Raw genomic sequence first — 19,222 nt, 5'->3', positions numbered from 1 at the left:
GTTAGTCATTAAGAGAAATCATACATGGTATAATATATATAAAAGATATACTAAAATAAATAACAAGTAAGTATGTTAGCTTGTTTACAGAATTCGTATAAAATATAAAAGGAAGGGATGTGTTTTTGTGAGTTTGAGATTTATCTATGGAGGAGCTGGAAAAGGTAAAAGTACTTTCTGTTTAGATGATATAAAGCGCAGGCAAAAGGAAGAAACTGAAAAACCACTAGTACTTTTGGTGCCAGAACAATTCTCTTTTCAAGCTGAAAAAAATCTTATAAAAGTAGTTGGATCCACAGGAATAAAAAATGTCCAAGTACTTAGTTTTAATAGATTAGCATACAAAGTATTTAGCGAAGTTGGTGGCATAACCCTTAAACCTATGGATACATCAGGAAAGGCAATGCTTATTCATAGTATACTTCAAAAGAATGGAGAAGAATTTAAAGTATTTAAAGGATCAGCAAGGCAAAGGGGATTTGTAGATAATGTAGCTAGCGTTATCACTGAGTTTAAAAAATATGGAATTTCGATTGCTGACCTAAATAAGGTAAAAGAAGATTTAAGCGAGAATCCATTACTTATAGATAAGATAATAGATTTATCTCTTATATATGGAGAGTTTGATAATATTTTAAACATAAATTATGTGGATCCTGATGATGATTTGACTCGATTATGCATCCGCCTTGATGAATGTAGCATTTTTGATGGAGCAGAGTTCTGGCTTGATGAGTTTACAGGCTTTACACCACAGCAATATGGAGTATTAGAAAAGTTATATAAAAAGGCTAAAAGAATAAATATAACATTGCCCTTAAAAAGCTCAGAGCATTCAAAATTTATGGAGCCCTCTGATGCATTTTATTCTATAAAGTTTACAGAAGATAATCTTTTAAGTTTAGCTAAGGAGAATGGGACAAGCATAGAAGCACCTATAGAACTACAAGGCAATAAAGAATGTAAATTTAAAGATAATGTCGAGCTTTTATTTCTTGAGAAGAATTATTTTACATTTCCTTATACACCATTAGTTAAGAAGTGTGAAAATATAAAGATATTTAAAGCTCTTAATGGTTACAGTGAAGTAGAATATGTAGCAAGAGATATCTTAAGAATATGTAGAGATGAGAATATAAGATTTAACAAAATAGCAGTGGTTACTAGAGATTTGCCAACCTATGAGAAATTAATTGGAGCGATATTTACGGAATACAATATTCCTTTATTTATAGATAAGAAAAAAGATATAACAAGTAACCCTTTAATAGTGTTAATAACCGGAGTTGTTGAGATTTTCACTAAAAACTTTAGTTATGAGGCAATGTTTAGGTATCTTAAAACAGGTCTTTTAGATATAGAAAAGCAGCATATAGATATATTAGAAAACTTTATTATCGCAACTGGTATAAAGGGTAAAAGAAAATGGACAGAAATCGATTTGTGGCAGGAAAAAATAGATTATTATTTTAGAGATTATTATAACAATGACAAGGCAAGTGAGGAAGAAACTGAAAAAGTTGAGTCTACAATTAAAATATTAAATGAAACAAGGGACAAAATAATCATTCCATTATTACAATTTAAGGAGAAATTAAAAGGGGTCGGGACCGTCACAAAAATATGTACAACTCTATTTGAATTCCTAGAGTCTATAAATGTATATAAGACATTAGAGAAATGGATAGAAAGTTTTAAAACAGAAGGTGATCAGGAGCTTGTTACTGAGTACAGTAAAATATGGAATCTAGTTATGGAGTTATTAGATCAGATGGTGGAGGTTATTGGCAAAGAAACTTTATCCCTTGAGGATTTTGTAAAAGTTCTATCCATGGGCTTTAGCAAACATCAAATGGGGCTTATTCCACCAGCACTTGATGGAGTAACGATTAGCAGTGTTGAGCGTATAAAAAGCCATGATATAAAAGCGTTATACATTATAGGGGTAAATGATGGAGTATTCCCAAAGGCAAGTAAGGAAGAGGGAATATTTACAGATAGCGACAGAATGATTTTAAAAGAAAAAGGTGTAGAGCTGGCGAGCGATACAAAAACGGAGGTATTTAATGAGCAGTACCTAATCTACGCCACTATAACTATCCCAAGTAAATATTTAAATATAACTTATCCTATAGCAGATTATGAGGGTAAAACTTTAAGGGCCTCTATTATAATAACAAGATTTAAAGCCTTATTTAAAAATCTAATAGAGGAAAGTAATATAACACTTAGCAATGATGCCTCTCATAATAAGGAAAAAATAAGTAATGTACATGAAGCACTTGATAGACATATGTTACGCGATTTTTATCAGGTATGTGCTAAAGTGCCAACATTTAATGATTTAATATTTGCGCTTAGAAGATATTTAGAAGAAGGAAATATATCACCACTTTGGAGAGCGGTTTATAAATGGTATCAAAAGGATCCATTATGGAGAGAAAAAAGTAACACCATCTTTCAAGGATTTGACTATAAAAATGAAGTAAAAATGCTTGAGAAAGAAAAAGTAAAACAACTTTATGGAGAAAAAAATTACTTTAGTGTATCTAGAATAGAAAAATATGAAGAATGTCCTTTTGCATATTTTGTTCAATACGGATTAAAGGCAAAAGAGAGAAAAACTTTTATATTTTCATCCCCAGACCTAGGTAGTTTTATGCACAGTGTGCTTGATGATTTTTCAAAACTTGTGGATAAAAGTGAAATGAAATGGGCAGATCTTGATAGGGGTTGGTGTGAGAAAAATATAGGAAGCATTGTAGAGAAAGAAGCGGATGCGGGTACTAGTGGGTATATATTAAACAGCACCCCAAGATATAAGTACTTTACAGAGCGTTTGAAGAGAGTTTTAAAAAAGACTATATACGTGATAGTTGAGCAGATGAAAAATAGTGGCTTTGAACCTTTTGGTTACGAAGTGTCCTTTGGCAATAATGAGGGAGATTATCCACCAATACAAGTAGAATTATCAACAGGTGAAATAGTAAATTTAGTTGGTAGAATTGATAGAGTGGATAAGCTAATAAATGAGGGAGAGGAATTTTACAGGATAATAGATTATAAATCTGGAAATAAGGACTTTAAATTATCTGATGTATATTATGGACTTCAAATACAGTTACTTACCTATTTAGATGCTATGCTTAGAAATGAGAAAGCTTTATCTAAAGAAAGTGCTATATCAAATGAAAGCGTGGATGAACCAATTTTCCCAGCAGGTATACTATATTTCAAAATAGATGACCCAGTTATAAAGGCTAAAAATAATTTAGATGAAGAAGAATTAGAGAAAGCTATAATGAAAGCATTAAAAATGAAGGGGTTACTACTAGCAGATACTAAGATAATTAGGGAGATGGATAGAAATATAGAAGGTGCATCCCTAGTTGTTCCAGCATCTATTAAGAAAAATGGAGAATTAGGCTCAAGATCATCGGTTGCAACTAAGGAGCAGTTTGATATGCTGCTTAATCATGTAAAAGAGAATCTTATAAAAACTTGTGAGGGAATGCTTTCTGGAGAAATAGACATAAAACCATATAAGAAAAAGGATATTACCCCATGTAGTTATTGTGAATATACGGCTATTTGCCAATTTGACCCTACATTAAAAGAAAATACTTATAAGATAATAAAAGATAAGAAGGACAAGGAAATATGGGAACTCTTATCAAATGAAGCAAGCGAAGCAATTGGAACAAACGAAAATCAGGAAGACATAAAAGAAAGTGGGGTGGAAAATTATAATGATAAAAAATGAGAATGAAATTAATGAAGTGAAATCAGATGTGACTTGGACAGATGATCAGAAAAAAGCTATTTTAACAAGGGATTGCAATATCCTAGTAGCTGCAGCTGCAGGTTCAGGTAAAACGGCAGTACTAGTTGAGAGAATAATAAAAATAGTAACAGATGAGGACAGGCCTACAGATATAGATAAGCTTTTAGTAGTTACATTTACAAACGCTGCTGCATCCGAAATGAGGGAGAGAATAGCTGCGGCGATTTCGAAGGAACTTCATAATAATCCACAAAGTAAGTTACTTCAAAGGCAATTAACATTATTAAACAAATCTAGCATTACAACTATTCACTCATTTTGTCTTGAGGTTATTCGTAATAATTTTCATGTGGTAGATTTAGACCCTAATTTTAGAATAGCAGATGGAACAGAAGCAGTGCTTCTTAAGCAAGAAGCTTTAGAGGAATTATTTGAAGATAGGTATATAGCAATTGAGGATGAAAACAGGGCGGAAGATGAAGATAAGAGCTACGAGGAAAATAGTTCTTTGGACGTGCAGGTAACCCCTAGATTTCCAAATCTAGAATCTAATAGTTTCTTAAACCTGGTTGAAGCCTATAGTAATAATAAAGAGGATTTAGGTCTTCAAGGAATAGTTCTAAGCCTTTATAATTTTGCTATGAGTTCAACGGATCCAAATAAATGGCTAATAGATTCAGCTGAGAATTTTAACATTAAAGATGGAGCAAGCTTTAGCGATACCCCTTGGGCAAAAGTTTTAATGGATGATACTAAAATAGAATTACTAGGAATAGAAAAAGTAATGGTCAAAGCATTAAAAAATGTAGAAGCCAATGAGGCTATAATTTTATATAATGATGTATTTAAGTCGGATTTAGCTCTAATTGCGGATCTTTTAAGTGCAGCGAATAACTGTTTTGAAAATTTGGCAGCAACTTTTGAAGAGCTAAGTTTTGCAAAACTTCCTAGTATAAAGGCATGCAAGGACAAGGAAAAACAAAAGGCTGTTCAAGAGATAAGAAATAAGGTAAAAAAACAATTACAAGAACTGCAAAAGCAAGTAATGAATGCAAATTCAGAAGCTTCTTTAGAAGATATAAAAGAATTATATCCACTTATGATGGAATTGTCTCAACTTGTTATAGATTTACAAGAAAAGTATAGGGAAAAGAAAAAGGAACGGTCAATTATTGATTTTAACGATTTTGAGCATTATTGCCTAGATATATTAATGAAAAAAGATGAGGATGGGGAAGCGGTTTTAGGCTATGATGGAAAATCAGAACCTTCCTCTGTAGCAATAGGGCTAAGGAATAAATACGAAGAAATTTTGATAGATGAATATCAAGACAGCAACATGGTGCAGGAAACTTTACTTAATATAATTTCGAGAGAAAAAATTGGATCTCCAAATGTATTTATGGTGGGAGACGTAAAACAAAGTATATATAGATTTCGTCAGGCAAGACCAGAGCTTTTTTTAGCCAAGTATAATAGCTATTCTAAAGATGAAGGTGCTAAAACAAGAAAAATAACTTTATACAAAAACTTCAGAAGTCGAGGAACGGTTATAAACGCTGTGAATTATATCTTTAAACAAATAATGTGTAAAAACATTGGAGACCTTGATTATACAGATGAAGAAGCATTAAACCTAGGAGCTCACTTTGATGAATTAGTTGGGCCAGGAGTAGTAGGCGGACCTGTGGAACTACACATAATCGAAAAAGAAATTAAGGACCCAGAAAATGACGAAAATGAAGAGGAAAGTGGGGGACAGGTAAACACAATTGAAGATGATGGTGGTAAAAGTGAGGGACAGGTAAGCACAAATGAGGATGAAACTCCAACGAACATTGAACTTGAAGCAAGAATTGTGGCAAAAAGAATAAAAGAATTAATGTCACATATCGATGATCAAGGGAATGAAACCGAAGCTTTTAAAGTCTATGATAAAAATATTAAAGAATATAGGAATGTTGACTATAAGGACATTGTAATATTACTTCGTGCAACCTCAGCTTGGGCACCATCTTTCTTAGAACAATTGAAGCTTGAGAATATACCGGTTTATGCGGATACAGGTACAGGCTATTTTAGCACTGTAGAAATACAAATAATTATGAGTCTTCTTCAAATTATAGATAACCCAAGGCAGGATATACCAATGCTTGCAGTACTGCGTTCCCCAATAGGAGGGTTTACCTCAGAGGAACTAGTTGATATAAGAATAGGACAAAGAGAAGTAAGCTTTTACGAGGCAATGGTAAATTTCGTAGGCTCTAAAGAGGAAAATTCCGTGGATAACATTTTGGATTCTGAGAATAAAGATGCACTATATGAGGATAAAGAAGACCAATCTGGGGATAAAAAATTAGAGCCTGGGGATAAAAATTGCGATATAGAGGATAAACAGCTAGATTCTGTAGATAAAAAACTTAAAAGATTCCTAAAGAAATTAAATCACTTTAGAGAAATCTGCACATACATGCCTATCGATGAGTTCATATGGTATTTATACACGGACACAGGTTATTACGGTTATATAGGAGCCATGCCAGGAGGCCCTCAAAGACAAGCAAATTTAAAAGTGCTTTTCCAAAGGGCAAGGCAATATGAAGAGACAAGCTATAAGGGACTATTTAATTTTATAAACTTTATAAATAAGCTAAAAGTAAGCAGTGGTGACATGGGTAGCGCTAAAACCTTAGGCGAGAATGAGAACGTAGTCAGAATAATGAGCATTCATAAAAGTAAAGGACTAGAATTTCCTGTAGTATTTCTAAGTGGAATGGGGAAAAACTTTAATTTAATGGATATAAATAAGAGTATATTATTTCATTATGAATTAGGCTATGGACCAGATTATGTGGATCCAATTAGAAGAATTTCATATCCTACAGTGCTAAAGCAAGCACTAAAAAAGACAATAAAAATAGAAAGTTTAGCCGAGGAAATGAGGGTATTATATGTAGCCTTAACAAGGGCAAAGGAAAAACTAATAATAACTGGTTCAATTAGAAATATAGATAAAAATTTATCTAGAATGAGTTCAAGCTTAGATGAGAGCAGTGAAAAGTTAGGGGAATATGAAATATTAAAAGGAAAAAGCTATTTAGATTGGATAATACCTGCAGTAATTAGGCATGTTGATGGAAACCCTCTCCGCGCGCGTATACAAATAGAGGATGAAAATTTGCATCTTCTAAGTGATCCTTCAAGCTTTACTGTGCGCTTTTGGAATAGAGAACACATAAAGAAAGACGAGCAAAATGAGGAAGAAAATCTTGTTAGTGCAGAGGAAAGGCTTAGTCTTCTTAAAGGAAAATCTATATATGATAAGGTATTAGATGATAAATTATCGCAGGAAGAATTATTATCACAAAAGGTATCCGAAGAGAAATTAATGGAAGAGATAGAAAAGAGATTAGGCTTTGTTTATAAATACGAGAAATCTACAAAAATGCCTACAGTACTCACGGTAACAGAGCTGAAAAGAAAGTTCAACGTTGAGTTAACAGAATCAGATTCTGGCAATATGTATGCACCAAGACTTATAAATAAACCGAAATTCCTAGAAGAAGTAAAGGGGTTATCCCCAGCTGAGAAAGGAACTGCAATGCATTCAGTACTTCAAAGATTAGACCTAACTAAAGTGACAACATCAAGTGAAATAGAAGCACAAGTTCAGATTCTTGTAGAAAAAGCATTAATATCTAAAGAAGAGGGCAAGGCTGTCCGTATAGATAAATTAGGAAAGCTATTTAAAACTTTACTTGGTCAAAGAATGATAAAAGCATATAGCCTAAATCTCTTGAAAAGAGAGGTTCCATTCCATATGGAAATTAGTAGTACGGATATAGATAAAAGTCTTCCTGTAGAAATATATGGGGATGAACAAATAATGCTTCAAGGGATAATAGATTGCTATTTTGAGGAAAATGGACAGGTAATACTCGTGGATTATAAAACAGACTTCGTGAAAAATGGGGATGTAAACTCACTAATTGACAAATATAAGTCTCAGCTCGATTATTACGCAAAAGCACTTGAAGTTACATTAAGAGTAAATGTTAAAGAGAGATACCTATACTCGTTTAGCACGGATGAGGCTGTAGAAGTAAAACAATAACCTTTAAATGTGGAATAGTTGTTAACCGTCCCCTGCATTTAATCGTTAAATAAATGTTGGATAGTTGTTAACCGTCCCTCACATTAACCAACATTAACACCTAAAGAAAGGAGTGATAAATATGCGAATACTTCACACATCAGATTGGCATTTGGGGAAGACATTAGAGCAATATAGTAGGCTAGAGGAACAGAAAGAATTCCTAAAAGAATTCATAGAAATAGTTAAAAATAATGATATAGATTTAGTTCTTATAGCTGGAGATATATATGATAATGGTAACCCACCAGCAAAGGCAGAAAAAATGTTCTATAGTACTATTAGCGATATAACAAGTAGTGGTAAGACTGCGGTGCTTGTTATTGCAGGTAATCATGACAATCCGGAAAGATTAGTAGCTGCAAGCTCCCTTGCATATGAGCATGGAGTGATACTCCTTGGGGAACCTAAAAGTATAGCAAGGCAAGGTGTTTTTGGTGAATATAATACGGCTAATAATTACGATTTTGAAATAATAGAAAGTGGCGAAGGATATATTGAGCTAAGTATAAGAGGAGAAAAGGCTGTTATATTAACACTTCCTTATCCAAGCGAAAAAAGGCTGAACGAAGTACTGACTACAGAATTAAATGATGAGGATAGACAGAAAAGTTATTCGGATAGAATCGGAGAGTTGTTTGATGATTTATCCCTTAAATATAGAGATGACACAATAAATCTAGTAATATCCCACCTATATGTTATGGGGGGAGAGGAGAGTGGATCTGAGAGAAGTATACAACTAGGGGGAAGCCTCTCTGTATCTCCTACTAAGTTCCCAAAGAAAGCACAATATTGCGCCCTAGGACATCTTCATAGGCCACAAAAGGTTCCGGGAACTAAGGGCAAAATAAGATATTCTGGTTCTCCAATTCAATATAGCAAAAGTGAAATAAACTATAGCAAGGGAGCATATCTTGTAGATGTTAAAGCTGGATCAGAGGCTGAAATATCAAATATTTTGTTTAGAAACTATAAACCAATAGAAATATGGAAATGTGATAGCACAGAGGTTGCATTAGAGAAGTGTAAGCTTGAGGGCGAAAAGAAAATTTGGGTGTATCTTGAAATAAAGACTAAGGAAATAATAAGCACAGAGAACATAAAGGAAATGAAAAGATTAAGGCCAGACATAGTATCGATTCAGCCAATAATAGGTGAAATCGAAGATATTAAAGAATTAAAAGAAAGCTTGAGGGAAAAATCCATGGAGGAAATGTTCAAAGAATATTTTGTGCTTGCAAAGGGTGGTCTTGAGCCAACAAGTGAGTTAATGGAATTGTTCTTAAGTATAGCATTAGATGAGGAGGAAACCAAAGATGAAACCAGTAAGTCTTAAAATAAAAGGGTTAAATTCTTTTGTAGAGCAGCAAACTATAGAATTCTCAAAGCTTACAGAAAAAGGACTCTTCGGAATATTTGGGCCAACAGCTAGTGGTAAATCAACTATATTAGATGGGATAACTATAGCTCTATACGGAAAAGTATCAAGGGATACTAAAGAGTTTGTAAATACAGAAACAAATGTAGTAGAAATAAGTTTTGATTTCGAAATAGGACTAGGTAAAGGTCGCACGTCATATAGAGCAGAAAGATGTATAAAAAGATTAAAAACTGGAAACTTTAAAACTGCTTATGCAAGGCTAATCGAGACAAATAAAGAAAATATTGATGAGAACAAAGTTATCGCAGAAGGGCCAAGAGATTTAGAGGAAAATATTATAAGTATTGTAGGACTAAAAGTTGAGGATTTTACAAGGTCAGTAGTATTACCTCAGGGCAAATTCAATGAATTTTTAAAGCTATCAGGAAAAGACAGAAGAGATATGCTTGAGAGAATATTTGCTCTTGAGAAATATGGTTCTAAACTTTATGATAAGATAAAAAAAGTTAGGAATGAAAATTTAAACACTAAAACTTTGCTTGAGGGTGAAATGAAGGGTTATGAGAATGTAGATGAAGAATCACATAATCAAATAAAGCAAACGCTTGTAATTTTAAAGGAAGAAGAAAAGGAGATTAAACTTCAGAAAAGTACTTTAGATAAAGGGTATGAAGTATATAAAAATATTTTTGAATTACAAAAGGAAAAGAGTAAGTATGTAAAAAGGGAAGAGTTGCTAAAACTTCAAGAGGAAGACATAGAAAATAAAAAAGTAAAATTTACAAAAGGAAGTTTAGCGTTAAATGTAAAACCTTATATTGAAAATGTTTCAGAGACTCAAAAAAGCTTAACTATAAACGGAGAGAAACTTCAAAAATTAATTAAAGATTATGAAGCTATTTCTCAAAAACTAGAGGTAACCAAAATATCTTATGAGGAAGCCTGGAAGTCTAAAAATGATAAATTACCAACTTTGATTGAAAAGGAAGTAAGTTTAAAGCAAGCATCAAATATTGAAGAAAAAATAATTTATTTAGCTAATGAAAAAGATGTTTTATTAAAAAAACATAAGGAACTTACTCATAATTTAGCTGATAAAAACTCAAAAACATCAATAATTCTTATTAATAAAGAAAAGCTAGAGAAGCAGTTACAATTATGTGAAACAAAATTAAATGAAATAGAAATATTGCCAGAGTATAGGGAAAAACTGTACAAAACTTATAATAGTGAATTAGAAGTAACTTCAGCTACTAAAAATGTTAATGAACTTAAAAATAAAGGTGAAACCTTGAAGAAGACCTTGGCTAGTACAGAGCTACTTCATAATAAAGCTAAACTTAAATTGAAAGATGAACAAGATAAATTAGCGCTTTTAGAAGAAAAAAGTGTGGAACTAGCGAATGATTTCCCGGGAGATAATAAGTTGCTCTTAGATAATCAAGAAGCTTATAACACAATTAAGGTAAAACTTGAAAAGGCTGTAGAAGATCATAAAAAAAAGGATGAACTTAAGGCTAAATATGAAAGTGTAAACACAAAAACTGAAAAAGTTAGGTTAAATATAAAAAATGTAGAAAAATCTATAGAAACTATGAAAGACAAAGTTGAAAAATTAGATCATGAGATAAAAGAAATAGAGATAGGAAACATGGCAGTAGATTTAGCTTCTAATTTGAAAGAAGGAGATCTATGCCCAGTATGTGGTGCGGAGCATCATCCTAAAATAGCAGAGTTAAAAGAAGATACAGATTTAAAAGGGTTACAGAGTTTAAAACGAAGTCATGCTGAAAACCTAGAAAAGCTATCGAAGGATTATCAAAATGAGTTAATAGTACTTGCTGGATTTTCAAAAGATGAGGAGTATATAAATAATCAATTATTAGAAGTAAACAAAAATCTTAAGGATATAAATATAAAAGAGCTTGAGGATGAAAAAAACAAGAGTGAATTATCATTACTCCAGTTTAAAGAAAAGATCGAATTATATAATAAACAAAAGACGGAACTAGAAGTGATACTTACCAAATCTCGAGAAGAAAAAAGTAAAGTAGCTATGGATGAGGCAAAACTTGGAGAAGGTTTAAGAAAAGAAAGTGAAGCATTATTAGTTTTGCAAAAGGATATCTCTATTGCGGGTGAGAGGTTAGAGTTACTTTCTCAAAGTCATAAACTTTTAAATGAAGACTTATTACGTGAAGAGGAGTCTTTTAAGCAGGAACAAAATGAGAATGAAGAATCAATATCTATAAAAGAAAAGATTTTGCAAATTAAAAATATAGACAATGAAGTAATAAAACTTACATCACAGGTTAGAAAAAATAGATCAGAACTTGTAACACTAGAAAAGGAAAGAGAAGCTATAGATAAGACTTTAAGGGAACTTACCAACTTGAAAACAGAAATAGAAACAAGTGGCAAGGAGAAAAGGGCGGAAATAGAACGCTTGACGCTTCAGATAGTGGAGCTTTGTGGATTTACGCCTACAGTGGATCATACCCCTAAAATTGAAGTAGAAAAGGTAAGAGTTGAAATTAAAGGGATCACTTTAAAGGAATCAAGTCTAAAAGCGGTCTTTGAAAGAGAAAGTATAGAGAAACAAAAGGTTTTAACTCAGAAAACTAGCGAGGAAAATAAAAAAGAAATGTTATCTAAGATGTTAATTGAGGGACAAGAAAAATTAAACATATCCCTTAATGAGAATTCCTTTGAAGATACTGAAACAGTCCTACTTCACTCCGTTTCAAGAGAAGTTTTGGTAATCTTCGAGAAAGAAATAAAACAGTATGAGGAACTTAAACGTAACCTTATAGATAACTTAAAAAGACTTGAAATCTTACTTCAAGGGAAAGAAGTAGATGTTACTTTATTTGAAGAATTAAAAGAAAAAAGAGAAGTTATTGGAACGGTTCTAGAGGAAAAGACCAAAGCAATAGGTGCTCAATTTAGGGCGCTTGAGGAAATGGAGAAAAAGATACAAGAAATTAAAACCCTTTTAACAAAGAAAAAATCAGTAGAGCATAAAATAGGTCTTTTAAGAGAACTCGACACTCTTATTCAAGGAAATAAATTTGTTGAATACGTAGCTATGAAGCAACTAAAATATATATCTATGGAAGCTTCAAAACGGTTAAAAGAGATAACAAGGGGACGTTACGCATTGGAGCTTGATGCTAATGGAGCATTTGTAATGAGAGATGATTTTAATGGAGGGATAAGACGTGAAACTAACACATTATCAGGAGGAGAAACCTTCTTAACATCATTATGTCTTGCACTTGCACTTTCTTCGCAAATTCAATTAAAGGGTAGTGCACCACTTGAATTCTTCTTTTTAGATGAAGGGTTTGGAACATTAGATACTGATCTATTAGATGTAGTAATGAATTCACTTGAAAAACTACATTCAAGTACATTGTCTGTGGGAATAATAAGTCATGTGGAGGAGCTTCGTAATAGGGTCCCAATAAAACTAATAGTTACTCCAGCAGAGCAAGGGCAGGGTGGCAGCAAGGTAAAACTAGAGTATACGTAAAAGGAGAGGCCATTTCTCCTTCGGACCTTGCAATTAGAGCTTGGAACGTGAAATATGATTAAGAAATTCTAATCTTTTGCAAAGATAAAATTCTCTATCGCTCACACTCGACGTCCTGTCTCGGGTTCGCTAGCCTGCCGTCCTGGCAGGCTTACGAGAATTTTATATCAGCAAAAGAAGAATTTCTAAATTCAATTTCAATGTTTCTGCGCATCTTCTTGCAAGTCCCTATGGAGAAATTTCATATAATTACGACGTATATTTCCAATAATTGTGACTCTTTCGTTCCGGTGGAACGAAATTCGAGAAATTCTGAATAAAGATATGTAGATGCGACGGCCTACGGCCAAGGGAATTTAGGGGGGAACTCTTGAATATTTTTCATGGGACTAATATTTTATAATTAAACATTATCATAATGAGGGTGAAAGCATATAGGAGTGTGATAGATAGTATATAATGAGTTTTACAGAATCTTAGTTTATGCAATGTAAAATTCACGTAAGCAACCCAGGACGGGTTGCTAGCACTTCTGAGACAGGACGTCGAATAAGTGCGTTAGAGAATTTTTCATGAAATAAACTTAGATTCTGTTAACAAATGCTCCACTATCAGAACATCCTAGATACTAAAGCGTCACGGTGATCATATTATTAGGATTAAAACGGAGGAAAACAAATGAAGATATTTTTATATTATATTTTAGCTATTAATTTGTACGGGATTTTTGTAATGTATTCGGATAAGAACAAATCAAGAAAGGGAAAATGGAGAACTCCAGAGAAGACACTTTTTACTATAGCTATTGCTTATGGTGCTTTGGGAATATTTATAGGTATGCGATTATTTAGGCATAAAACTAAACATAATAAATTTGTTATAGGAATACCAGCGATTCTTATAGTTCAAATATTTATATTCTTTAAATATATTTATAGAGTATTTTAAAACGAGGCACATATTGAAATTAACATTCAGTATGTGCCTCGTTTTATATATTTTTTATGAGGTTCTTATTCTAAGGGCTTTTGTTATATAGTGTTAATTTTAGATTTGACATAAATATGTATATAATCTATAATTTAATAAAAATCAATAATTAATTATGCAACTGGCGGAAATGGTGTTTACCATAGGGAGCATGACTAAAGAAGAATATCGACCGCCTGGGTAAAATAAAATTTTATTCAGGCGTTTTTTTTATCAAATTATATAGGAGGTTTTGTTTATGACAAATTCAGAGGTTATACTTAAATATGGATGTAATCCACATCAAGGCTCAGCTAAAATCTACATGAAAAACAAGGAACTACCATTTGAAATTCTTAATGGAAACCCAGGTTATATTAATTTTATGGATGCATTTAATTCATGGCAATTGGTGAAAGAATTAAAACAAGCAATAGGATTACCAGCAGCATCATCTTTTAAACATGTAAGTCCAGCGGGTGCTGCAGTGGGGATTCCTTTAAGTGATGTGTTAAAAAAAGCATATTTTGTTGAAAACATAGAATTATCCCCTGTTGCCACTGCATATGCAAGAGCCAGAGGTGCAGATAGGATGTCATCATTTGGTGATTGGGTGGCTATAAGTGATGTTGTTGATTTACCTACAGCAATGATTTTAAAACAATCTGTATCAGATGGAGTAATTGCACCTAGCTATACAGAGGAAGCTCTGGAACTTTTGACGAAAAAGAAAAAAGGAAATTTTAACATTATTAAAATGGATCCAAATTATGAACCTGAAGATATTGAAAAGAGAGAAATATATGGTATAACATTTGAGCAGAAAAGAAATAATATTAAATTAGAACAGAAAATGCTTAATAATGTAGTAACTAATAATAAAAATATTACAGATGATGCAAGACGAGACTTACTTATTTCAATGATTACATTAAAATATACTCAGTCAAATTCTGTTTGTTTTGTTTTAGATGGTCAAGTAATTGGGGTCGGTGCAGGGCAACAATCCAGAATACATTGCACAAGACTGGCGGCGTCGAAAGCTGATATATGGTATTTAAGGCAGCATCCAAGTGTTCTTAATTTATCATTCAAAGATGGTATATCAAGACCTAATAAAGATAATGTTATAGATCAATACCTTAGGGACGACACTACGCCTATAGAGATGAGGGAATGGGGCGAAGTGCTTAATGAAATACCTAAAAGGTTAACAAAGAAAGAAAAAGCCTCATGGATATCTAATTTATCAGGGGTATCTTTAGGCTCAGATGCGTTCTTTCCATTTAGAGACAATATAGATAGAGCATTTCAAAGTGGGGTAGAATATATTGTACAACCTGGTGGTTCAATAAGAGACGACATAGTAGTAAAAGCATGTAATGAATATAATATAGCAATGGCTTGTTCAAATACGAGATTATTTCATCATTAGAAAACCAATAAATACTTTAGATACTAAGCTGAAGGTATTATCATCAGGAAAACAATTTATAAGTATATAAAAACAAAGGTACTATTCATATGGATAGTACCTTTGTTCCTATTGTTTTATATGAGAGCAAATATGTTTCATTTTTGAAAATCAAAAACAATTAAAGATAAATTATTTTTATGGACATAATAGTTATTTAAATAATTACTAATTTACCTTATACGAAAATAATTGAAGAAAACATAAGTTTATCAAAAGGTTTGTGTGTCCTAATTATAAATTAGAAAGAAGGGATTTGATATGGAACTTGCGCCAGTATATACAATCGCAATTTCGTTAATTGGGTGTATTTTACTTTCAATATTCAACAAGAAATTAAAGTCAAAAACAGTAACTATAATAGAATATACATTAATAGTTATCACAATGATAGGGGTTATATTATTGTTTTTTACCTAGTGACAATTAAATCATCCTCTGCGGAGCTGCAATATTAAAGAACTCAGAAGGAAAGTCTCCCACTTTTAGAAGTGGGAGACTTTCCTTCTGAAATTTCGTTAAACAAACAGCTTATTTAATTTATATTAAAGATTTAATATTTTCTTCTATTTTCTCTGGCTCAAATGTTGGAGCAAATCTAGCAATAACTTTACCAGTTTTATCTACAAGAAATTTTGTGAAATTCCATTTGATATCAGATTTAGTTGTATTAAATCCTAAACCTGATAATTTAGTATATAAACCTTCTGATGCAGCATCCTCAGCAGCTGTAGGAGCTTCTTTTTTTAGGAATTTATATAATTCATTTGTATTTTCACCATTTACATCTATTTTAGCAAAAGTTTTAAAAGTTGTACCATATGTTATTGCACAAAAATTAGAAATTTCCTCATTGGTTCCTGGAGCTTGCGCAAAAAATTGATTGCTTGGAAAATCTAATATTTCGAAATTTTCCTTGCCATATTTATCATAAAGGTTTTGAAGTCCTTCATATTGTGGTGTAAAACCACAACCTGTAGCTGTATTAACTATTAACAGTACCTTTCCTTTATAATCTTCCATTGAAACCTCATTACCTTCTATAGTTTTTACTTTGTAATCATATATCATTTTAATTTCTCCTTTTATATTTATTTTTTTAATTAACATGTTTAATGTTAAAATTTAAGATTGTTTTTTTCTTTTGTTCATCAACGAAGGCTACAGCAGATAATGCTGCTATATTTCCCTCACCTGCAGATTTTATGTATTGGTAGGGTACACCAACAATATCTCCAGCGGCAAAACAACCATCTAAGTTAGTTCTCATTTTTTATCTACTTGTACATGGTTTTTATCCATCATGAGACCGGGCACTAATTGTCCTGGTGAAACACTATCTCTTAAGATAAAAATGCCGTCTGTAATTATTTCACCATTCTTAAGTATTAGTTTAGTGACATTTTCATCGCCAATTATTTCAAGGGGAACATCGTTAATAATTTCTATGGATGAGACTACGTCAGCTTTTTCCTTATACATTGGAAGATAATAAACTTTAGATGCAACTGTAGCGATGAAGTTAACTTCATCTTCTTCCTTTTTATCATAAGCTATTATTGTAACAATTTTATTTTTATATAGTGGAGCATCACAAGTTGCACAATAACCAACGCCTCTACCTAAAAACTTTTCTTCACCTTTAAAGGGTTTCCCAAAACTAACTCCTGTAGCCAATATTATTGAAGTTGCTTCATATATTTTTTCATTTACCATTAATGCAAAATAATTACCCATGGAATATATGTTATTTATTTTCTCTTCAGTAATAGTTATATCCATTGCTTTTAGGTGGGATTTAAACTCATCTCTAATCTCAGAGCCACTCTTTCCGTAAAATCCTAAATAATTATTAACTTTCTCAGCCTTTACTAACTTATTACTTAACTCATTATTACCAAAAATAATAAAATTTTTATTTCTTATTTTTGCATTTAATGCTGCTGATAATCCTGCAGGCCCAGTACCGACTATTGCAATATCATATCTTTGACTCATCTTAAGACTCCTTTGGATTAATTACTTTATTATTTTTTGAAATATATTTTATTCAATTAACTTGTATACAATTGATTTTCTAGGATTATTATATATCTTATTTTTTTTAGTGTCAATCTAATTCTTTATAATAGTTTTTTTGAAAATGTAAATTTAAGTATGTGGATAACTAACCCTTATAATTAAACTAAATATAATAAAAATTGTTTGTTATAGAAGTTAATGGGTTTATGAACATGTTATTAGACAAAGTTATCCTCATTCGGTGGATAACTTTGTTTGAATTGTGGATGAATTTTTAATTATCTGAAAATTAATTTTCATAGAAACTATTTTTTTGAACTATTTCATAACTAGATAGTTTTTAATAATTATTGTAATTTAATTAATTTTTTATGGAGGTATTAGTGTAAAAAAAGACAAAAATTTACAGAAAGCTGCGATGTTATAAGTATGTTAAATTTTTTGCAATTTCACCTTGAACTTTTAATGTTTTGAGGTTATAATGAGTTGCGACATCGTAATATAGGATTATTTGAATTACTGTATATTATAAAATAAAAGTGAGTCTTAAAGTAATAATGAATGAAAAGAAGAAAAATATTACAGAATTAAGTTTAGTAAGATAGATTTAAGTCTGTGGATAACTTTTCTATAAAATTGAATATAATTTCATAAATATTGTATTATTATCATAATATGGTTTATTTATTGAAGAAACATATAAAGTTATCCACTAAAAGAGGATAACTTTCTTGATTTTGTGGATAAATATTTAATTATCTGAAAATATATTAAAATAGTAACAGAAAATTTTCTCCACTGTGTATTAAATTAAAACTAAAAATAACAAATTTCATTAAGAAATTTGTTATTTTGATCCTACAAGATTCTGAAAATTCAAACTTTGGCGTAGCTGTGAGGTTTCATTAATCTCAATTCTAAGTGTTAATTTATGACAAGTTTTTTGTGCTAAAAAATGTGACTATTCTCCTTAGAGTCTGTTAATGAAATATCGACTATTCAAACGACCTATATGCCGAAACTTTATGCGTTAGTTATCTTGAGGGAGATGAATACATGCTATAATACAGTATTTCTTTTCTATCATCTTTAAATCTGAATTTTTCTCGAACTGCGATTACATCATCTTGATTGATATCAGCTATAACTAAGCCTTCCTCAGTATATAAGCTACCTATTATGTTTCCTAGTGGATCTACAATCATAGAATCACCACTGTAGGTTAATCCATTACTTTCACCAACTCGGTTTATCCCAGCAATGTAACATTGATTTTCTATGGCTCTTGCTTTTAGCAAAGTAATCCAATGTTCTCGACGACCTATAGGCCAGTTAGCTGCAATAGTAATTAAGGTAGCTGCTTTTGAGGCTAGCTGAAATATTTCTGGAAATCGTAAATCGTAGCATATGAAAGGGGTTATATTGAAATTAAAAGCATTAAAATGCTTTATTTCATTTCCACTTTCATAAAATTCAGGTTCATTTCCATAAGAGAAGGGATGGATTTTAGCGTAATCCACAAGTTCATTGCCTTGAGGTGCCACTACTTTGTATTTATTTTTGGAGTGTGATGTGCCTTCGACATATCCGAAACCTATAGAAAGGTTGTGTTTAGTACTCATTTCCTTGAAAAATTCAATAGTTTCATTATTATCCTCTCCTATATAAGAAGGATTCATAGAAAAACCTGTTAAAGTCATTTCTGGGAAGAAAATCATATCCACATTTTCAGAAGCTGCCTGTTTTATAAATTGCTTTGACGTTTCTTTATTGGTAGACTTATCTTCAAAGGCAATATCTAATTGAGCTAGTGCTAATTTCATATTATACCCCCATTTTTATCGGTTAAAACATCTTTACTAATAATATATCTCTATAATACATATTATATCAGAGTGGGT

General features: G+C 31.7%; 8 protein-coding genes, 1 pseudogene and 1 riboswitch. Of the genes and pseudogenes, 6 read left to right on the top strand and 3 right to left on the bottom strand.

Annotated elements, in window-relative coordinates; translation table 11 throughout:
* The first annotated feature begins 127 nt into the window (after positions 1–127).
* From addB to KPL44_RS01905, 6 genes are all read left to right on the top strand, one after another.
* Positions 128–3,763, top strand: coding sequence for a helicase-exonuclease AddAB subunit AddB (gene addB, locus KPL44_RS01930; protein WP_216246893.1), 3,636 nt, complete (start codon positions 128–130; stop codon positions 3,761–3,763).
* Entirely contained in the window at positions 3,750–7,898 is a 4,149-nt protein-coding gene (gene addA / locus KPL44_RS01925) for a helicase-exonuclease AddAB subunit AddA (protein ID WP_216246891.1), read from the top strand. The genes addB and addA overlap by 14 nt, the downstream gene beginning before the upstream one ends.
* Positions 7,899–8,019: 121 nt before the next feature.
* A complete protein-coding gene (locus KPL44_RS01920) occupies positions 8,020–9,276 on the top strand; it encodes an exonuclease SbcCD subunit D (protein WP_216246888.1) in 1,257 nt (418 codons plus the stop codon).
* Complete coding sequence (locus KPL44_RS01915) at positions 9,257–12,856, top strand: AAA family ATPase (RefSeq protein WP_216246886.1); 3,600 nt, start codon at positions 9,257–9,259, stop codon at positions 12,854–12,856. The genes KPL44_RS01920 and KPL44_RS01915 overlap by 20 nt, the downstream gene beginning before the upstream one ends.
* 678 nt (positions 12,857–13,534) lie before the next feature.
* Positions 13,535–13,804 carry a DUF1294 domain-containing protein gene (locus KPL44_RS01910; protein ID WP_216246885.1) on the top strand — a complete coding sequence of 90 codons (270 nt, stop codon included), beginning with the start codon at positions 13,535–13,537 and terminating at the stop codon, positions 13,802–13,804.
* Between the two features lie 149 nt (positions 13,805–13,953).
* Positions 13,954–14,035: riboswitch (ZMP/ZTP riboswitch) on the top strand.
* 49 nt (positions 14,036–14,084) lie between these two features.
* The gene (locus tag KPL44_RS01905) at positions 14,085–15,260 is read left to right on the top strand and encodes a phosphoribosylaminoimidazolecarboxamide formyltransferase (RefSeq protein WP_216246882.1); all 1,176 of its coding nucleotides are present in this window, start codon (positions 14,085–14,087) and stop codon (positions 15,258–15,260) included.
* Positions 15,261–15,839: 579 nt separating this feature from the next.
* Here KPL44_RS01905 and KPL44_RS01900 read toward each other — a convergent pair.
* The 3 genes and pseudogenes from KPL44_RS01900 to KPL44_RS01890 form a co-directional block, all read right to left on the bottom strand.
* Positions 15,840–16,370 (bottom strand): glutathione peroxidase, encoded by a 531-nt coding sequence (locus tag KPL44_RS01900; RefSeq protein ID WP_216246880.1) that lies wholly within the window; start codon positions 16,368–16,370, stop codon positions 15,840–15,842.
* 28 nt (positions 16,371–16,398) lie between these two features.
* Positions 16,399–17,297 (bottom strand): annotated as a pseudogene (locus KPL44_RS01895) (NAD(P)/FAD-dependent oxidoreductase).
* Positions 17,298–18,355: 1,058 nt separating this feature from the next.
* A complete protein-coding gene (locus tag KPL44_RS01890) occupies positions 18,356–19,144 on the bottom strand; it encodes a nitrilase-related carbon-nitrogen hydrolase (protein WP_216246879.1) in 789 nt (262 codons plus the stop codon).
* Between the last annotated feature and the right edge of the window lie 78 nt (positions 19,145–19,222).

The sequence above is a fragment of the Clostridium sp. DSM 17811 genome (assembly GCF_018861905.1).
Taxonomy (GTDB): domain Bacteria; phylum Bacillota; class Clostridia; order Clostridiales; family Clostridiaceae; genus Clostridium_AD; species Clostridium_AD frigoriphilum.
The sequence above is the reverse complement of the archived record's forward strand: the minus strand, read 5'-3'. Positions and strand labels throughout refer to the sequence as shown.

Excerpts from the sequence above, each read along its gene's own strand:
- addA (WP_216246891.1), top strand. The coding sequence starts at position 3,750 with ATGATAAAAAATGAGAATGAAATTAATGAAGTGAAATCAGATGTGACT.
- KPL44_RS01920 (WP_216246888.1), top strand. The coding sequence starts at position 8,020 with ATGCGAATACTTCACACATCAGATTGGCATTTGGGGAAGACATTAGAG.
- KPL44_RS01915 (WP_216246886.1), top strand. The coding sequence starts at position 9,257 with ATGAAACCAGTAAGTCTTAAAATAAAAGGGTTAAATTCTTTTGTAGAG.
- KPL44_RS01910 (WP_216246885.1), top strand. The coding sequence starts at position 13,535 with ATGAAGATATTTTTATATTATATTTTAGCTATTAATTTGTACGGGATT.
- KPL44_RS01905 (WP_216246882.1), top strand. The coding sequence starts at position 14,085 with ATGACAAATTCAGAGGTTATACTTAAATATGGATGTAATCCACATCAA.
- KPL44_RS01900 (WP_216246880.1), bottom strand. The coding sequence starts at position 16,370 with ATGATATATGATTACAAAGTAAAAACTATAGAAGGTAATGAGGTTTCA.
- KPL44_RS01890 (WP_216246879.1), bottom strand. The coding sequence starts at position 19,144 with ATGAAATTAGCACTAGCTCAATTAGATATTGCCTTTGAAGATAAGTCT.